A 16,134-nucleotide genomic window follows, 5' to 3' on the forward strand; every position below is an offset into this window, starting at 1 on the left:
ACGGCCGTGGCCGAGGAGGTCCACATGCCCGGCACCAACACGAGGGGGGCAGAGACCACGGGGCCGGAGGAGCGTGCCGGCGACGGCGGCGACTTCGATGCCGTCCAGCTGAGTCGGCTCCTCTCCGCGCTGCAGGCCATGCGGGACGGCAACTTCCGGCGCCGCCTGCCGGTGTCCGGTGACGGCCTGCCGGCCGAGCTGGCGATCGTCTACAACGAGATCGCCGACCGCCAGCAGCACCTGCTGTCCGAGCTGACCCGGGTGCAGCGCGTCGTCGGGCGCGAGGGGCGCCACAGCGAGCGCCTGCACCAGGGCCTGGGCGAGGGCGGCTGGGCTCGCTGCGCCGAGGCGGCCAACTCGATCGTCACGGACCTGGTCCGGCCCACCGGCGAGTTCGCCCGGGTCGTGGCCGCGGTGTCCGAGGGCGACCTGACCCAGCGGATGGACCTCAAGCTCGACGGCCGGCGGCTGCGGGGTGAGCCCCTGCGGGTGGCCCGCAGCGTCAACGGCCTGGTGGACCAGCTGTCCTCGATCGCCGACGAGATCACGCGGGTCACGCGCGAGGTCGGCACCGAGGGCAAGCTCGGCGGGCAGGCGAAGGTCCGCGCCGCGGACGGCAGCTGGCGCGACCTCATCGACGCGGTCAACACCATGTCCTCCCGGCTGACCGACCAGGTCCGGGACATCGCCCTGGTCACCACGGCGGTCGCCGACGGCGACCTCACCCGGTCGGTCACCGTCGAGGTGGCCGGCGAGATGGCCCAGCTCAAGGCCACGGTGGACCGGATGGTGGCCCAGCTGTCCTCGTTCGCCTCCGAGGTCACCCGCGTGGCCCGCGAGGTCGGCACCGAGGGACGCCTGGGCGGCCAGGCCGACGTGCGCGGGGTCTCCGGGACCTGGAAGGACCTCACCGACTCGGTGAACATCATGGCCTCCAACCTGACCAGCCAGGTGCGGGGCATCTCCTCGGTGGCCCAGGCCGTGGCCCGCGGCGACCTCAGCCAGCAGATCACGGTCACCGCGCGCGGCGAGGTCGCCGAGCTGGCCGACACGCTCAACTCGATGACGGCGACGCTGCAGACGTTTGCCGACGAGGTCACCCGCGTGGCCCGCGAGGTCGGCACCGAGGGCATCCTCGGCGGCCAGGCCGACGTCCCCGGCGTGGCCGGGCGCTGGAAAGACCTCACCGAGTCGGTCAACTACATGGCCGACAACCTCACGGCCCAGGTCCGTGACATCGCCCAGGTGACCACCGCCGTGGCCCGCGGCGACCTCAGCCAGAAGATCACCGTCGACGTCAAGGGGGAGCTGGCCCAGCTCAAGACGACGGTCAACGTCATGGTCGACCAGCTCTCCTCCTTCGCCGACCAGGTGACCCGCGTGGCCCGCGAGGTCGGCAGCGAGGGCATCCTCGGCGGCCAGGCCGACGTCCCCGGCGTGGCCGGCACGTGGAAGGACCTCACCGACTCGGTGAACTCCATGGCCTCCAACCTGACCAACCAGGTGCGCAACATCGCCCAGGTGACCACCGCCGTGGCCCGCGGCGACCTGAGCCAGAAGATCACCGTCGACGTGCGCGGCGAGCTCGCCGAGCTGAAGAACACCGTCAACACCATGGTCGACCAGCTCTCCTCCTTCGCCGACGAGGTCACCCGCGTCGCGCGCGAGGTCGGCGGCGAAGGTCGGCTGGGCGGTCAGGCCGCCGTCCCGGGCGTCTCGGGCACCTGGCGTGACCTGACCGACTCGGTGAACTTCATGGCCGGCACGCTCACCGCCCAGGTGCGCAACATCGCCGAGGTCACGACGGCCGTGGCCCGGGGCGACCTGACCCGCACCATCACGGTGGAGGCGCGCGGAGAGATCCTCGAGCTCAAGAACACCGTCAACACCATGGTCGACCAGCTCTCCTCCTTCGCCGACGAGGTCACCCGGGTGGCCCGCGAGGTCGGCACCGAGGGTCGGCTGGGCGGCCAGGCCGACGTGCACGACGTCTCCGGCACCTGGAAGGACCTGACCGAGAACGTCAACATGATGGCGGCCAACCTGACCAGCCAGGTGCGCAACATCGCCGAGGTGACGACCGCGGTGGCCAGCGGCGACCTGACCCGCAAGATCACCGTCGACGCGCGCGGGGAGATCCTCGAGCTCAAGAGCACCGTCAACACCATGGTCGACCAGCTGTCCTCCTTTGCCGACGAGGTCACCCGCGTCGCCCGCGAGGTCGGCACCGAGGGCATGCTCGGCGGCCAGGCCCGCGTCCCCGGCGTCGCCGGCACCTGGCGCGACCTGACCGTCTCGGTGAACTCGATGGCCTCGAACCTGACCAACCAGGTGCGCAACATCGCCGCCGTCTCCACCGCCGTCGCGCGCGGTGACCTCAGCCAGAAGATCTCGATCGAGGCCCGCGGCGAGGTCGCGGCGCTGGCCAGCACGATCAACGCGATGGTCGACACGCTGCGCGCGTTCGCCGACGAGGTCACCCGCGTCGCCCGCGAGGTCGGCACCGAGGGCATCCTCGGCGGCCAGGCCCACGTGCGCGGCGTCGCCGGGACGTGGAAGGACCTCACCGACTCGGTGAACTCCATGGCCGGCAACCTCACCAGCCAGGTGCGCAGTATCGCGCTGGTCACCACCGCGGTCGCCCACGGCGACCTGACCCAGAAGACCTACGTCGACGCCCGCGGCGAGATCCTCGAGCTCAAGACGACGGTCAACCGGATGGTGGACCAGCTGTCCTCCTTCGCCGACGAGGTCACCCGCGTCGCCCGCGAGGTCGGCACCGAGGGCAAGCTCGGCGGCCAGGCCGAGGTCGCCGACGTCTCCGGCACGTGGCGCAAGCTCACCGAGAACGTCAACCAGCTCGCCGGGACGCTGACCACGCAGCTGCGGGCCATCGCCGAGGTCTCCACCGCGGTGACGCAGGGCGACCTGAGCCAGCAGATCACCGTCGAGGCCGAGGGTGAGGTGGCCGAGCTCAAGGACAACCTCAACCAGATGATCGACAACCTGCGCGAGACCACCCGGGCCAACCAGGAGCAGGACTGGCTCAAGACCAACCTGGCCCGCTTCACCGGCCACATGCAGGGCGGACGCGACCTGCTCGACGTCACCCAGCTCATCGTCAACGAGCTGACCCCGCTGGTCGGGGCTCGTCAGGGCTCGTTCTTCCTCACCGAGAACGGTCATGACGGCATCGAGCGGCTGCGCCGGATCGCTTCCTACGGCTACCGCCCGCGCAAGGACGTCCCCGACACGTTCGGGTTCGGCGAGGGCCTGGTCGGGCAGTCCGCGCTGGAACGGGCACCGATCCTCGTCACGGACGTGCCCCCGGCATACCTGCACATCGGCTCGGGCCTGGGGCAGGCCTCCCCGCTGACCATCATCATCCTGCCGGTGGTCTTCGAGGAGCGGGTGCTGGGCGTCGTCGAGCTGGCCTCGTTCCGCCCGTTCAGCGTGGTGCACCGGCAGTTCCTGGAGCAGCTGATGGAGATCATCGGGGTCTCCCTCAACGCGATCATCGCCAGCTCGCGCACCAAGGCCCTGCTGGTGGAGTCCCAGCGCCTCGCGGCCGAGCTGCAGAGCAAGTCCGGTGAGCTGCAGACCCAGCAGCGCGAGCTGCAGCAGTCCAACGCCGAGCTGGAGGAGAAGGCCAGCCTGCTGGCCAAGCAGAACCGCGCCATCGAGATCAAGAACCTCGAGATCGAGGAGGCCCGGCGGGCGCTGGAGGACCGGGCCGAGCAGCTGTCGCTGTCCTCGCGCTACAAGTCCGAGTTCCTGGCGAACATGTCGCACGAGCTGCGCACGCCGCTGAACTCCCTGCTCATCCTGGCCAAGCTGCTGGCCGACAACCCCGACGGCAACCTCAACCACCGGCAGGTCGAGTTCGCCCAGACCATCCACAGCGCCGGCACCGACCTGCTCCAGCTGATCAACGACATCCTGGACCTGTCCAAGGTCGAGGCCGGCAAGATGGACGTGCACCCCGCCGACGTCGCCGTGTCGGGGATCGTGGAGTACGTCGAGGCCACCTTCCGGCCGCTGACCGCCGAGAAGGACCTGCGCTTCTCGGTCTGGGTGTCCGAGGACGTGCCGCGGACGCTGGTGTCCGACCAGCACCGGCTGCAGCAGGTGCTGCGCAACCTGCTCTCCAACGCGGTGAAGTTCACCAGCGCCGGCGAGGTCACACTCTCGATCCGCAGCAGCAGCGACGAGCACTTCTCCACGCCGCAGCTGACCGTCGCCGACCAGGTCCTGGCCTTCGAGGTCACCGACACCGGCATCGGCATCCCGGTGGAGCAGCTGCGGACCATCTTCGAGGCGTTCCAGCAGGCCGACGGCACGATCAGCCGCAAGTTCGGCGGGACCGGCCTCGGCCTGTCCATCAGCCGCGAGATCGCCCGGCTGATCGGTGGCGAGATCCACGTGGAGTCCCAGCCGGGTCGTGGCAGCAAGTTCACGCTGTACGTGCCGACCCGTCTGGACACCGGGACCAAGCCGGTCCTCGCGACGCCCGACGACGTGGGGGCCAGGCCTTCTCCGTCGGCCTTGTCCCCGGCGGTGGTGGCCGCCGACCTGCCGCCCGAGCCGGTCGAGGACGACGCGGCCGACATCGCCCCCGGTGACCGGGTCCTACTGGTGGCGCTGAACGACGCCGAGCTGTGCCGGTCGGCGATGGCGGTCGGCCGGGCCCACGGCTTCAAGGTCCTGGCCACGGTCCATGCCGACCGTGCCGTGGTGGCCGCCCGCGAGCGCCGCCCGGACGGGATGGTCGTGGGCATGGACATGGTCACGCACGACGGGACCTCGCTGGTGCACTGGCTCAAGCGCCTCGACGAGACCCGGCAGGTGCCCGTGGTGGCCACGCACCCGGCCGGTGCCGCGGAGACCGTCCACGCCGGCTGGGTGGCCGGGGCCCTGGACGTGGTCGAGGTGCCGTTCATCCGGGCCCAGCTCGACGCGGCGCTGGAGCGGCTGGAGCTGTTCATCGAACGCTCCAAGCGGTCCCTGCTGGTGGTCACCGCCGACGCCGGGTCGGACGCCGCCGCCGTGGCGGAGCGCTTCGAGCGGGTCGACGAAGTCGAGGTCGAGGTGGTCGGGACGCCCGAGGAGGCGGTCTCCGCGTTCAACGAGCGCTCCTACGACTGCGTCCTGGTCGACTTCGGCCTGCCCGACGCCGGCGGCCTCGAGGTGCTCAAGCGGGTCCGGGCCCGGCGCACGATGCGGCACACCCCCCTCGTGGTCAGCGGCAGCACCGGCCTGGCCGAGCCCGACCAGGCCCGGCTGGCGCAGTACGCCGAGGCGTTGACCGTGACGAGCCCGCCCACGCTGGCCGCCCTCGTGGAGCAGACCGCGGTGTTCCTCCACCGCTCCGACGTGGCCCCAGCCGCAGAGCCGGACGTCGAGGCCGAGCAGCAGGCCGTGGAAGGGCGGCGGATCCTCATCGTCGACGACGACGTGCGCAACGTCTTCGCCCTGGCCAGCGCCCTGGAGCAGCACGGGATCGACGTGCTCTACGCCGAGAACGGCGAGGAGGGCCTGCAGACGCTGCGGCGCGAGCCCGACATCGACCTGGTGCTGATGGACGTGATGATGCCCGGCATGGACGGCTACACGGCGATGCGGGAGATCCGGATGATGCCCACGTTCCGCGACCTGCCGGTCATCGCCCTGACCGCCAAGGCGATGCCCGGCGACAGGGACAACAGCCTCACCGCCGGGGCGTCGGACTACGTCACCAAGCCGGTCGACGTCGAGCAGCTGCTCTCGGTGATCCGGTCGTGGCTGTCGTGAGCGAGCGGGCCCGGATCCTGCTGGTCGACGACCGACCGGAGAACCTGCTCGCGCTGGAGGCGATCCTGGCGTCCCTGGACCAGGTGCTGGTGCGGGCCGGCTCCGGGGAGGAGGCGCTGCGGGCGCTGTTGCGCGACGACTTCGCGCTCATCCTGCTCGACGCCCAGATGCCCGGGATGGACGGCTACGAGACCGCGGCCCGGATCAAGCGCCGCCAGCGCACGCGGGACATCCCGATCATCTTCCTCACCGCGGTGGACAAGGACACCAACAGCTCCTACCGGGGCTACGCCGCCGGCGGTGCCGACTACCTGGCCAAGCCGTTCGACCCGTGGATCCTGCGCGCCAAGGTCCAGGTCTTCGTGGACCTGTGGGTGGCCGGGCGGCGCCTGGCCACCCAGGCCGACATGCTGCGCGGCCAGATGGGTGAGCGGGAGGGCAGCCCCGACGTGCTCGGCGCCCTGCGCACCCGGGTCGCCGCGGTCGAGGACGCGGTGTGGGCGCTGTCGGCGCAGCTGCGCACCGCCGGGGCCGAGCCGACCCCCGCCCTGCAGCGCGTGGAGCGCGAGCTCGACGCCCTGCAGGGCGCCCTGTCCGCGCTGGGGGAGCCCGCCGGAGCCGTCGGGGGAGCCGGCCAGGACCCCGGCTGAACCACCGAGGACGGTCGCCGCACGACGGTACGCCGGGTGGTCACCCCCGGGACTGGGCCCGGGCCTTCGCGATGAGGTCGCGCTCGTCCTCGGGGGACAGACCGGCCTTGCGCGGACGGCCGGGGACGGTCTTCAGCTCCCAGGCCAGGGTGTCGCGCAGCGTCTCCTCCAGCGGCCGCAGCACCAGCCCCGACTCCCGGGCCGCGGCGTTGCTGCGGTGCCCGAACCCCTCCCAGCCCTCGCTGTGCAGCCACAGCGGCAGCGAGCGCTCACCGGCCCACTCCTCGACGCCGTGGTCGACCAGCCACGGCGAGGACACCCGCACCAGCGGGCCGTCGTGGCCGGCGACCCGGCGGGCCGTCGCCAGGTGCTCCCCGAACGGGGTCACGTCGCCGCTGAGGTTGAACACCCCGGCCCGCTCCTGCTCCACCGACTCCACCAGCCACCGGGCCAGGTCGCGAACGTCGATGACCTGCGTGCCCAGGTCCGGGGTGTCCGGGACCAGGACCGACCCGTCCTCGGTGGCGGGGTGGGCGAAGCGCAGCGGCCAGTAGCCGGTGCGGTCGGAGTGGTCGCCCGGGCCGCCGATCAGCCCCGACCGGGCGATCACCGCGCGGTCCGCGCCCACGCCGGCGAGCACCGCCTGCTCGCACGCCACCTTGGCCTCGCCGTAGGACTCCCGGTCGGCGACGTCACCCTCGAGCGCGGGCAGCAGCGCGGCGTCCTCGTCGGCACCCGGGGTGCCGTGCGCGGCATACACGCTGCCGGAGGAGACGTAGACCCAGGTGGCGGCGCGGTCGGCGAGCGCCGAGACGGCCCCGCGCACGAATCCCGGCTGCCAGGACACGTCCACGACCCCGTCCCAGTCCTGGTCCGCGACCAGCCCGTAGGCCGCGGCGCTGGAGCGGTCGGCGGCGACCATGTGCACCCCCGGCGGCGCCTGGCCGGACTCCCCGCGGGCCAGGCAGGTCACGTCGTGCCCCCGCTCCAGCGCCACCTGCGCCACCTCACCGCCGAGCCAGGCGGTCCCTCCCAGGACAAGAATCCGCATGCCTAGCACCCAACACGCCGGTCCGCGGATTGTCATCGCGCGTTCGCTGCGGGCTGATCGCGCCTAGAGTGAGTTCATGGAGCGCCGAATCTTCGGGATCGAGAACGAGTACGGCGTCACGTGCACGTTCGACGGCCAGCGGCGGCTCACCCCGGACGAGGTGGCCCGCTACCTGTTCCGCAAGGTCGTGTCGTGGGGCCGGTCCAGCAACGTCTTCCTGTCCAACGGCTCGCGGCTGTACCTCGATGTGGGCAGCCACCCGGAGTACGCCACCCCCGAGTGCGACGACGTGCGCCAGCTGGTCACCCACGACAAGGCGGGGGAGCGGATCGTCGAGGGCCTGGTCGCCGACGCCCAGCAGCGGATCACCGACGAGGGCATCGCCGGGGAGATCTACGTCTTCAAGAACAACACCGACTCGGCCGGCAACTCCTACGGCTGCCACGAGAACTACCTGGTCGGGCGGCACGGGGAGTTCCAGAAGCTGTCCGACGTGCTCATCCCGTTCCTCGTCAGCCGGCAGATCACCTGCGGGGCCGGCAAGGTCACCACGACCTCCCGCGGCGCGACCTACTGCGTCAGCCAGCGCGCCGACCACATCTGGGAGGGCGTCTCCAGCGCCACGACCCGCTCCCGTCCGATCATCAACACCCGCGACGAGCCGCACGCCGACGCCGAGAAGTTCCGCCGGCTGCACGTCATCGTCGGCGACTCCAACATGAGCGAGACCACGACCATGCTCAAGGTCGGCTCGGCCGACCTGGTGCTGCGCATGATCGAGGCCGGCGTGGTCATGCGGGACCTGTCCCTGGAGAACCCGATCCGCGCCATCCGCGAGATCAGCCACGACATGACCGGCACCCGCGCGGTGCGCCTGGCCAACGGCCGCGAGCTGTCGGCGCTGCAGATCCAGGGCGAGTACTACGAGCGGGCGCTGGCGTTCGCCGACCGCGAGGGCCTCGACGACCCGACGCACAAGAGCGTGCTGGACCTGTGGGAGCGCACCCTCACCGCCGTCGAGACCGGCAACCTCGAGGCCGTCGAGACCGAGATCGACTGGGTGATCAAGTACCAGATGATCCAGCGCTACGCGGCCAAGCACGACCTGCCGATGGCCAGCCCCCGGGTGGCCCAGCTCGACCTGGCCTACCACGACATCAACCGCCAGCGCGGCCTGTTCTACCTGCTGCAACGGCACGGCCGCGCAGCGCGGGTGTGCTCCGACGTGGAGATCTTCGAGGCCAAGAACCGTCCGCCGCAGACCACCCGGGCCAAGCTCCGTGGCGACTTCATCCGCGCCGCCCAGGAGCACCGGCGCGACTTCACCGTCGACTGGGTGCACCTCAAGCTCAACGACCAGGCCCAGCGCACCGTGCTGTGCAAGGACCCCTTCGCCGCCGTCGACGCCCGCGTGGAGCGCCTCATCGAGAGCATGTGAGGTCCGCGCGCCACCGGTGCGGTCGGCCTCCACGGGCGGGGGCGTTATGGTGAACGCAAATCCCACCCCCGCCGACCGAAGGTTTTCGCGTGCGTCTGAACCGTCCCAAGCTCGTGGCCGCTGCCGCGGTCCCGTTGCTCCTGCTCGTGGGGGCCTGCGGCTCCTCCAACAAGCCCGTCGACGCCGAGGCCAAGGTGCTCGACTCGGTCACCGTCGCCGGTGACGCCAAGGCGCCGACCCTCACGCTGAAGACCAAGCCGCTCACGGTGAAGAAGACCGTGACCAAGGTGGTCAAGCCCGGCACCGGCCCGGCGGTGACCAAGGACGAGGCGCTCACCACCAACTACCTGCTGGTCAACGGCAAGGACGGCAAGCAGCTCGACAGCAGCTTCGGCAAGGCGCCGGCCCGCATGGACCTGTCCTCCGGCAAGCTCCTGACCGGCCTGTCCAAGGGCCTGCTGGGCCAGAAGGTCGGCTCCCGCGTCCTCGTCGCGATCCCGCCGGCCGACGGCTTCGCCACCAACGGGAACCCCCAGATCGGCATCGGCGCCAACGACACGATGCTCTTCCTCGTCGACATCACCGCCGCCGGCAAGCCGCTGACGCAGGCCACCGGCACCGCGGTCAAGCCCAAGGCCGGGCTGCCGACCGTCGTGATGGGCAAGGACAACCACGAGGCGGCCAAGATCACCGTCCCCAAGTCCGCCCCGCCCAAGACGACCGTCGTCCAGCCGCTGATCCAGGGCAAGGGCAACGTCATCAAGGCCGGCCAGCTGGTGCGGTTCAGCTACACCGGCGTCATCTACCGCAACGGCGAGATGTTCGACAGCTCGGCCAAGACCAAGGAGGGCTACGCCGAGTTCCCGATCGGCGTCGGCCAGCTCATCCCCGCGTGGGACAAGCACATCGTCGGCCAGCGCGTCGGCAGCCGCCTGCTCATGGTCATCCCGCCGGCCGACGGCTACGGCGCCAAGGGCCAGCCGAGCGCCGGGATCAAGGGCACCGACACCCTGGTCTTCGTCATCGACCTGCTCGACGCCAGCTGACCACCACCGACCGAAAGGCGTGACCACCATGGGCTTCGACCCCAGCACCACCAAGCCGGAGATCGAGTTCCCCGGCGACACCCCGCCCGCCGACCTCGTCATCGAGGACATCAGCGTCGGTGACGGCGCCGAGGCCAAGCCGGGCAACACCGTCAGCGCCCACTACGTCGGCGTCGCGCACTCCACCGGCGAGGAGTTCGACGCCTCGTGGAACCGCGGCGCGCCGCTGGACTTCCGCCTCGGCGTCGGCCAGGTCATCGCCGGCTGGGACGAGGGCATCGTGGGCATGAAGGAGGGTGGCCGCCGCAAGCTGGTCATCCCCGCGGACAAGGCCTACGGCGACCGCGGTGCCGGCGCCGTGATCAAGCCGGGCGAGACGCTCATCTTCGTCGTGGACCTCGTCGCCGTCCGCTGACGGCAGGTCTTCCGACCGGACACCGCGAAACCCGCGTTTCGAGCCCTCCCCGGGGCCGGAACGCGGGTTTTGCCGTGTCCGGATGAGCAGGAGTGGGTGCTAGAGCAGGGTGGCGGCGTGCCGGCCGGCCGCGGCGGCGGCCACGAACGAGGCCCGGTCGGCGTCCAGCCCCCGACCCATCGTCGACAGCCGCACCGGGCTGGTGGCGAGCGCCGCGTCCAGGCCGTCCACATCGACCTCGACCAGGCGCAGCCGCCCACCCGAGCCCTGGGCGAGCTCGCGGGCCTGGCGCAGCACCCCGGTGCCGAACGCCCCCTCCAGCCGCGGCACCGGCACGTCGGCCGGGGCCATCGCCACCCGCCCGTATGCCGTGAAGCTGTGGTGGGAGACCCCGCGGTGCCGCTCGCGCAGGTCGGCCTCCGAGACGCGCAGGGAGGCGACCGCCCGCCCGCCGAGCGCGTGCACGGCGTTGACCGCCTCCCCGGCGCTGGTGCCGGAGAAGCCCCACCGGGTGCCAGTGCCCAGGTTGCCCGGACCCTGGGCGACGACGGCGACGTCGGCGTGCAGCACGTGCGCCGCGGCGAGCAGGCCGGTGTGCACGTTGACCGCCTCCAGGTCGCCACCGAAGGACTGCCCCACGGTGACGGCGGCCGCCAGCCAGCCGGCCTCGCGCAGGCCGGCCACTGCGCGGGAGAACGCCACGGGCAACGCCCCGCCGTCGGTCATGACGTAGGCCACCCGCACGTCGGGCCGCTCGGCGCGCAGCCCGGCGATGACCGCCGGGAGGGCCGAGTGCAGGTCGGCGACGACCACGGGCAGCCCGTCGACCGTGTCGGCCTCGCGCAGCACCTCGTGGTGCGGGCTCTCCTGCTCGTCCACGCCGAGCACCATCGCCTGCAGCGGGGTGTAGCGCGCCTTGACCACGTGGCCGGGGCCGGGTGGCGGGTCGGCGGGCAGCCGGTCGGGCACCGCCACGACCAGCGCGAGCCCGCCGGTGCCCAGGCCGCGCTGCAGCGCGCTGGTGTTGAGCAGCACGGTGTCACCGGGTTGCGCCTCCCCGACGAGGTCGGGGTAGGCCAGGGCGCGCACGGGCTCCTCCACGCCCTCCTCCGGGGCGGCGACGCCGTCCACGTGAGCCAGCCGGACGGCATACTCCACCGCCCCGGCCCACCGGGAGCGGACCTGCAGGACGGTTGCGGCGCGCCAGTGGATCACGATCGGAAAGACTAACCGCGCAGACCGCGACACTCGGGTAGCGTCCCCTGAGGGGCATCAGCGACGACTCCCACGCGACGCACACCACGACTCACCGCAGGAGGCACGCACCCGTGGCAGCCCTGCCCGCCGCAGCGGCCAAGACCGAGCGCCTGCTCAACCTGGTCATCTGCCTTCTCTACACCCGGATGCCGCTCACCAAGGCCCGGATCCGCAGCGCCGTCCCGCAGTACGGCGAGACCGCCTCGGTCGAGGCCTTCGACCGGATGTTCGAGCGCGACAAGGACGAGCTGCGCGACCTCGGCATCCCGCTGGTCACCGAGGCGGTCGACCCGCTCTTCGACGACGAGCCCGGCTACCGGATCGACCGGCGCGAGTACGCCCTCCCGGAGATCGCCTTCGCCCCGGACGAGCTGGCCGTGCTCGGCCTGGCCAGCCGGGCGTGGCAGCAGGCCAGCCTGGCCGGTCCCGCGGCCCAGGCGCTGCGCAAGCTCGAGGCGGCCGGGGTGGAGCGCGACGACGCCTCGCTGATCGGCATCGAGCCGCGGCTGCGCACGACCGAGCCGGCGTTCGACGCGATCAAGGACGCGGTCGTGCGGCGCCAGCCGGTCACCTTCACCTACCGCACCGCCCGCAGCGGCGACGTGCGCGCCCGCCACCTCCAGCCGTGGGCGATGGCCTCGTGGCACGGCCGCTGGTACGTCACCGGCTTCGACACCGACCGCGACGCGCCGCGGGTGTTCCGGCTCAGCCGGATCGAGGGCAGCGTGGCCACCGACGGCCGGCCCGGCTCCTACGACGTGCCGCCCGACCACGAGCCGACCGCGATGATCCAGACCATGGCCGTCGAGCGCGACCCGCAGCCGGCGGTGCTGCGGGTGCGGGTCGGCGCCGGCAACTCGCTGCGCCGCCGGGCCCGCACCATCGGCGACGTGGATGACCACTGGTCGCTGGTCGACGTCGACTTCACCGACGCCGAGACCTTCGCCGAGGAGCTGGCCGGCTTCGGCCCCGACGTGGTGGTCGAGCAGCCACCGGACCTGCAGGAGGCCGTCATCCGCCGGCTCAAGGGCGCGATGGCCGAGCACGAGGGAGAGGGCCGATGAGCGCCCAGGAGTCCGCGACCTCGCGGCTGTCGCGGCTGCTGACCATGGTGCCGTGGCTGCTGCGGCGGCAGGGCGTCGACATCGAGGAGGCCGCCCGCGAGTTCGGGGTCTCCCGCGAGCAGGTCGAGGCCGACCTCATGCTGCTCTTCGTCTGCGGCACCCCCGGGCACATGCCCGACGACCTCATCGAGGCCGAGTGGGAGGGCGGCAAGGTCTATCTCGGCAACGCCGACACCATCGACCGACCGCTGCGCCTCGGCGTGGACGAGGCCCTGGCCCTCATCGTCGGCCTGCGCGCCCTGGCCGCGGTGCCCGGCATCGGCGACCGCGACGCCGTCGACCGCGCGCTGGCCAAGCTGGAGTCGGCCACGGGGTCCGTGGCCGCGGCGGCCACGCACATCTCCGTGGCCATCGACACCGGCGCGGCGGCCGCGACGCTGGGGGAGGCCCGCCGGGCCCTGACCGGGCACCGCCGGGTGCACCTGCGCTACCTCGTGGCCGGCCGCGACGAGGCCACCGAGCGCGACGTGGACGCGATGCGCGTGGTCAACTTCGACGGCCACTGGTACCTCGAGGGCTGGTGCCACCGGGCCGAGGACGTGCGATTGTTCCGGTTCGACCGGATCGAGGCGCTGACCGTCCTCGACGTCGACGGCACGCCCCCGGCCGACGCGCGGCCCCGCGACCTCGACTCCGGCGTGTTCACCCCGCACCCCACCGACCTGCTCGTGCGCCTCCACCTCCAGCCGGGTGCGGCATGGGTCGCCGACTACTACCCGACCGAGTCCGCCGAGCCGGACGGCCACGGCGGCCAGGTGGTCACCCTGCGCACCGCCGACACCGCCTGGCTGCGCCGGCTCATGTGGCGGCTGGGTGGGCAGGCGACCGTGCTCGAGCCCGCCTCCCTCGCCGACGAGGTCGCCGACGGCGCCCGCGCCGCACTGGAGGCGTATGCCGGGTCCGCACCGGCAGCCCGGTAGGGTCGCCTGACATGTGGTGGTGGGTGCTGATCTGGGCGCTGTTGCTCGTGTGCGCGGCGGTCTACATCGGCTCGCGCCTGTGGGACCTGTGGGACCGCAGCAAGGACTTCGGCCGCGAGGTGATGATCGCCCAGGAGCGGCTGGACCAGGTCCAGGGACAGCTCGACCTGCTGGGGGAGAAGATCTCCTCACCCGACCAGCTCGCCGTCTTCGGTGACCCCGCGGCCCTGCGCAAGGAGCACGAGCGCGCCCGCGCCCGTCAACGCCACGAGCGAGCGCACCGGCGGGCTGGCCGACGCCCGACCTGGGCTCGCCACGTAGACTGACACTGCACAGGCACCACAACGATGACTGTTGTCGCGGAAGGTTGTTGACCCATGGGTATCCGAGGTCTGTTCGAGGGCTGGCACTTCGTCCTCCTCATTGCGCTCGTCATCGTCATCTTCGGCTGGAAGCGCCTCCCGGACGCGGCGCGCAGCCTGGGCCGCTCGATGCGCATCTTCAAGTCCGAGGTGCAGGAGATGAAGAACGACGGCAAGCCGTCACCGAGCGCCGCCAGCAGCGACACCGTGCGCGGGGAGACCGTCGACCCCACCCAGCAGGCCGCCCGCCCGGTCGCCGACCCGACGCAGCCGCCCGCGGCTGAGGCCCCGCCGGCGCACACCCCGCCGCAGCACCAGCCGCCGGCCTGACCGGCCGCACCACCTCCAGCCCACCCGCGCACCCGATGGCCCTGCTGCGCCGACGCCGCAACCCCGAAGGGCGGATGTCCCTCGGCGACCACCTGCGTGAGCTGCGCCGTCGCCTCGTCATCGCCGCGGTCGCCGTCGCGCTCGGCAGCGTGGTCGGCTGGCTGCAGTACGACTGGCTGCTGACGACGCTGACCGAGCCGCTGCGCGTGGTCAGCCACCAGCGCGCCGGCAGCCTGGTCGGGATCAACTTCGGCGGGGTCACCTCGGCGTTCTCGATCAAGCTCAAGGTCTCGATGTTCGTCGGGGTCCTGCTGGCCAGCCCGGTGTGGCTCTTCGAGCTGTGGGCGTTCATCGTCCCGGGCCTGACCCGACGCGAGAAGCGGACGGCGGTCGGCTTCATCAGCGCCGCGGTGCCGCTGTTCCTCGGCGGCTGCTACCTGGCCCACTGGGCGCTGCCCAAGGCGGTCGAGGTGCTGCTGGGCTTCACCCCGACCGGCGCGGTCAACCTCACCAACGCCTCGGACTACCTGACGTTCGTCATCCGGTTCATCCTCGCCTTCGGCCTGGCCTTCCTGCTGCCGGTGCTGCTCGTGGCGCTCAACGTCGCGCACGTGCTGCCGGCCCACGTGATGCTCAAGGGCTGGCGCCCGGCGGTCATGCTGATCTTCGTCTTCGCCGCGATGATGACGCCCACCCCGGACGCATGGACGATGATCGCGCTGGCCATGCCCATGGTCGGGCTGTACTTCGGCGCCTACGGCGTCGCCCTGCTGCTCGACCGGCGCCGGGCCCGGCACGAACCGGAGTGGACCCATGTCGCCGACGACGAGGCCAGCTCCCTGTAGCGTGCGCGCGTGCACAAGCGGATCGGGCTGGTCGTCAACCCCACCTCCGGCAAGGGCCGAGGGGCCCGCATCGGCGCCGAGGTCGCTGCCCGCCTCATCGCCCAGGGCCACGAGGTGGTCGACTGCTCTGACGAGACCGCCGCGGCCGCACGGGACCGTGCGCTGGCCGCCGTCGCCTCGGGGCTGGACGTGCTGGCGGTCACCGGCGGCGACGGCATCGTCAACCTGGGGGTGAACCTCACCGCGGGCACGGACACCGCGCTGGGCATCGTGGCCGCCGGCACCGGCAACGACATCGCCCGCGGCCTCGGCCTGCCCGTCCACGACCCCGCCGCCGCGGCCGAGGTGATCGGCGCCGGGTCGACCCGTCGCATCGACGCGGCCCGCGTCGGCGACGACCTCGCCGACCCCCGGTGGTTCGCCGGGGTCCTGGGCGCCGGGTTCGACTCCCTCGTCAACGAGCGGGCCAACCGCTGGGACTGGCCCCGCGGCCGGATGCGCTACAACCTCGCGATCGCGCGCGAGCTGCCGGTGTTCAAGCCGATTCCGTACGTCATCGAGGTCGACGGGGTCCGGCAGGAGACCGAGGCGATGCTCGTCGCCGTCGGCAACGGCCCGTCATACGGCGGGGGCATGATGGTCTGCCCGGACGCGAGGTTCGACGACGGCGAGCTCGACGTGCTGGTGCTGCACAAGATCTCGATCCCCGCGTTCCTGCGCGTCTTCCCGACCGTGTTCTCCGGCGCGCACGTGCGGCACCCGGCGGTGGAGATCCTGCGCGGGCGGCGGGTCCGGCTGGAGGCACAGGGGATCATGGGCTACGCCGACGGCGAGCGCTTCGCCCCGCTGCCGCTGACCGCCGAGGCCGTCCCCGGCGCGCTGCGCGTCATGGTGCCGCGGGCCTGA

Annotated in this window: 13 protein-coding genes; 11 read left to right on the plus strand and 2 right to left on the minus strand. The window is 72.2% G+C overall.

All coding sequences use genetic code 11. The features are described 5' to 3' along the window. The first annotated feature begins 24 nt into the window (after positions 1 to 24). A complete protein-coding gene (locus tag FB474_RS08295; RefSeq protein ID WP_141788222.1) occupies positions 25 to 5,790 on the plus strand; it encodes a HAMP domain-containing protein in 5,766 nt (1,921 codons plus the stop codon). Then, on the plus strand, positions 5,778 to 6,440 hold the full coding sequence (locus FB474_RS08300) for a response regulator (protein ID WP_221632485.1): 663 nt from the start codon (positions 5,778 to 5,780) through the stop codon (positions 6,438 to 6,440). The genes FB474_RS08295 and FB474_RS08300 overlap by 13 nt, the downstream gene beginning before the upstream one ends. Positions 6,441 to 6,480: 40 nt before the next feature. On the opposite strand, the gene FB474_RS08305 is transcribed toward FB474_RS08300, so the two are convergent. Further along, positions 6,481 to 7,491 (minus strand): NAD-dependent epimerase/dehydratase family protein, encoded by a 1,011-nt coding sequence (locus FB474_RS08305; RefSeq protein WP_141788223.1) that lies wholly within the window; start codon positions 7,489 to 7,491, stop codon positions 6,481 to 6,483. Positions 7,492 to 7,567: 76 nt separating this feature from the next. On the opposite strand from FB474_RS08305, the gene pafA reads away from it, so the two are divergent. The 3 genes from pafA to FB474_RS08320 all read left to right on the plus strand — a co-directional run bounded on the left by pafA (position 7,568) and on the right by FB474_RS08320 (position 10,390). Beyond that, positions 7,568 to 8,929: a Pup--protein ligase gene (pafA, locus tag FB474_RS08310; protein WP_141788224.1), complete on the plus strand. Its 1,362-nt coding sequence runs from the start codon at positions 7,568 to 7,570 to the stop codon at positions 8,927 to 8,929. 89 nt (positions 8,930 to 9,018) lie between these two features. After that, positions 9,019 to 9,975 carry an FKBP-type peptidyl-prolyl cis-trans isomerase gene (locus tag FB474_RS08315; RefSeq protein ID WP_141788225.1) on the plus strand — a complete coding sequence of 319 codons (957 nt, stop codon included), beginning with the start codon at positions 9,019 to 9,021 and terminating at the stop codon, positions 9,973 to 9,975. 28 nt (positions 9,976 to 10,003) lie between these two features. Next, positions 10,004 to 10,390 carry an FKBP-type peptidyl-prolyl cis-trans isomerase gene (locus FB474_RS08320; RefSeq protein ID WP_141788226.1) on the plus strand — a complete coding sequence of 129 codons (387 nt, stop codon included), beginning with the start codon at positions 10,004 to 10,006 and terminating at the stop codon, positions 10,388 to 10,390. Positions 10,391 to 10,489: 99 nt separating this feature from the next. On the opposite strand, the gene FB474_RS08325 is transcribed toward FB474_RS08320, so the two are convergent. Then, positions 10,490 to 11,605: a DUF3866 family protein gene (locus FB474_RS08325; RefSeq protein WP_141788227.1), complete on the minus strand. Its 1,116-nt coding sequence runs from the start codon at positions 11,603 to 11,605 to the stop codon at positions 10,490 to 10,492. Between the two features lie 113 nt (positions 11,606 to 11,718). Between FB474_RS08325 and FB474_RS08330 the strand changes: the two genes are divergently transcribed. The 6 genes from FB474_RS08330 to FB474_RS08355 are packed head-to-tail and all read left to right on the plus strand — an operon-like array spanning position 11,719 to position 16,134. Further along, positions 11,719 to 12,711: a helix-turn-helix transcriptional regulator gene (locus FB474_RS08330; RefSeq protein ID WP_246092090.1), complete on the plus strand. Its 993-nt coding sequence runs from the start codon at positions 11,719 to 11,721 to the stop codon at positions 12,709 to 12,711. Beyond that, positions 12,708 to 13,691 carry a helix-turn-helix transcriptional regulator gene (locus FB474_RS08335; RefSeq protein WP_141788228.1) on the plus strand — a complete coding sequence of 328 codons (984 nt, stop codon included), beginning with the start codon at positions 12,708 to 12,710 and terminating at the stop codon, positions 13,689 to 13,691. The genes FB474_RS08330 and FB474_RS08335 overlap by 4 nt, the downstream gene beginning before the upstream one ends. Positions 13,692 to 13,702: 11 nt before the next feature. After that, positions 13,703 to 14,017 carry a hypothetical protein gene (locus FB474_RS08340; RefSeq protein WP_141788229.1) on the plus strand — a complete coding sequence of 105 codons (315 nt, stop codon included), beginning with the start codon at positions 13,703 to 13,705 and terminating at the stop codon, positions 14,015 to 14,017. A gap of 51 nt (positions 14,018 to 14,068) precedes the next feature. Continuing rightward, positions 14,069 to 14,383, plus strand: coding sequence for a Sec-independent protein translocase subunit TatA (tatA, locus tag FB474_RS08345; protein ID WP_141788230.1), 315 nt, complete (start codon positions 14,069 to 14,071; stop codon positions 14,381 to 14,383). 35 nt (positions 14,384 to 14,418) lie between these two features. After that, positions 14,419 to 15,228: a twin-arginine translocase subunit TatC gene (tatC, locus tag FB474_RS08350; protein WP_246092091.1), complete on the plus strand. Its 810-nt coding sequence runs from the start codon at positions 14,419 to 14,421 to the stop codon at positions 15,226 to 15,228. 9 nt (positions 15,229 to 15,237) lie between these two features. Continuing rightward, entirely contained in the window at positions 15,238 to 16,134 is an 897-nt protein-coding gene (locus FB474_RS08355) for a diacylglycerol kinase (protein ID WP_141788231.1), read from the plus strand.

The sequence above is a fragment of the Oryzihumus leptocrescens genome (assembly GCF_006716205.1).
Taxonomy (GTDB): domain Bacteria; phylum Actinomycetota; class Actinomycetes; order Actinomycetales; family Dermatophilaceae; genus Oryzihumus; species Oryzihumus leptocrescens.

What these genes read in the sequence shown, in the direction of transcription:
- FB474_RS08305 (WP_141788223.1), bottom strand. Translation starts at nt 7,491, where the DNA reads ATGCGGATTCTTGTCCTGGGAGGGACCGCCTGGCTCGGCGGTGAGGTG.
- FB474_RS08295 (WP_141788222.1), top strand. Translation starts at nt 25, where the DNA reads ATGCCCGGCACCAACACGAGGGGGGCAGAGACCACGGGGCCGGAGGAG.
- FB474_RS08340 (WP_141788229.1), top strand. Translation starts at nt 13,703, where the DNA reads ATGTGGTGGTGGGTGCTGATCTGGGCGCTGTTGCTCGTGTGCGCGGCG.
- tatC (WP_246092091.1), top strand. Translation starts at nt 14,419, where the DNA reads ATGGCCCTGCTGCGCCGACGCCGCAACCCCGAAGGGCGGATGTCCCTC.
- pafA (WP_141788224.1), top strand. Translation starts at nt 7,568, where the DNA reads ATGGAGCGCCGAATCTTCGGGATCGAGAACGAGTACGGCGTCACGTGC.
- FB474_RS08320 (WP_141788226.1), top strand. Translation starts at nt 10,004, where the DNA reads ATGGGCTTCGACCCCAGCACCACCAAGCCGGAGATCGAGTTCCCCGGC.
- FB474_RS08335 (WP_141788228.1), top strand. Translation starts at nt 12,708, where the DNA reads ATGAGCGCCCAGGAGTCCGCGACCTCGCGGCTGTCGCGGCTGCTGACC.
- tatA (WP_141788230.1), top strand. Translation starts at nt 14,069, where the DNA reads ATGGGTATCCGAGGTCTGTTCGAGGGCTGGCACTTCGTCCTCCTCATT.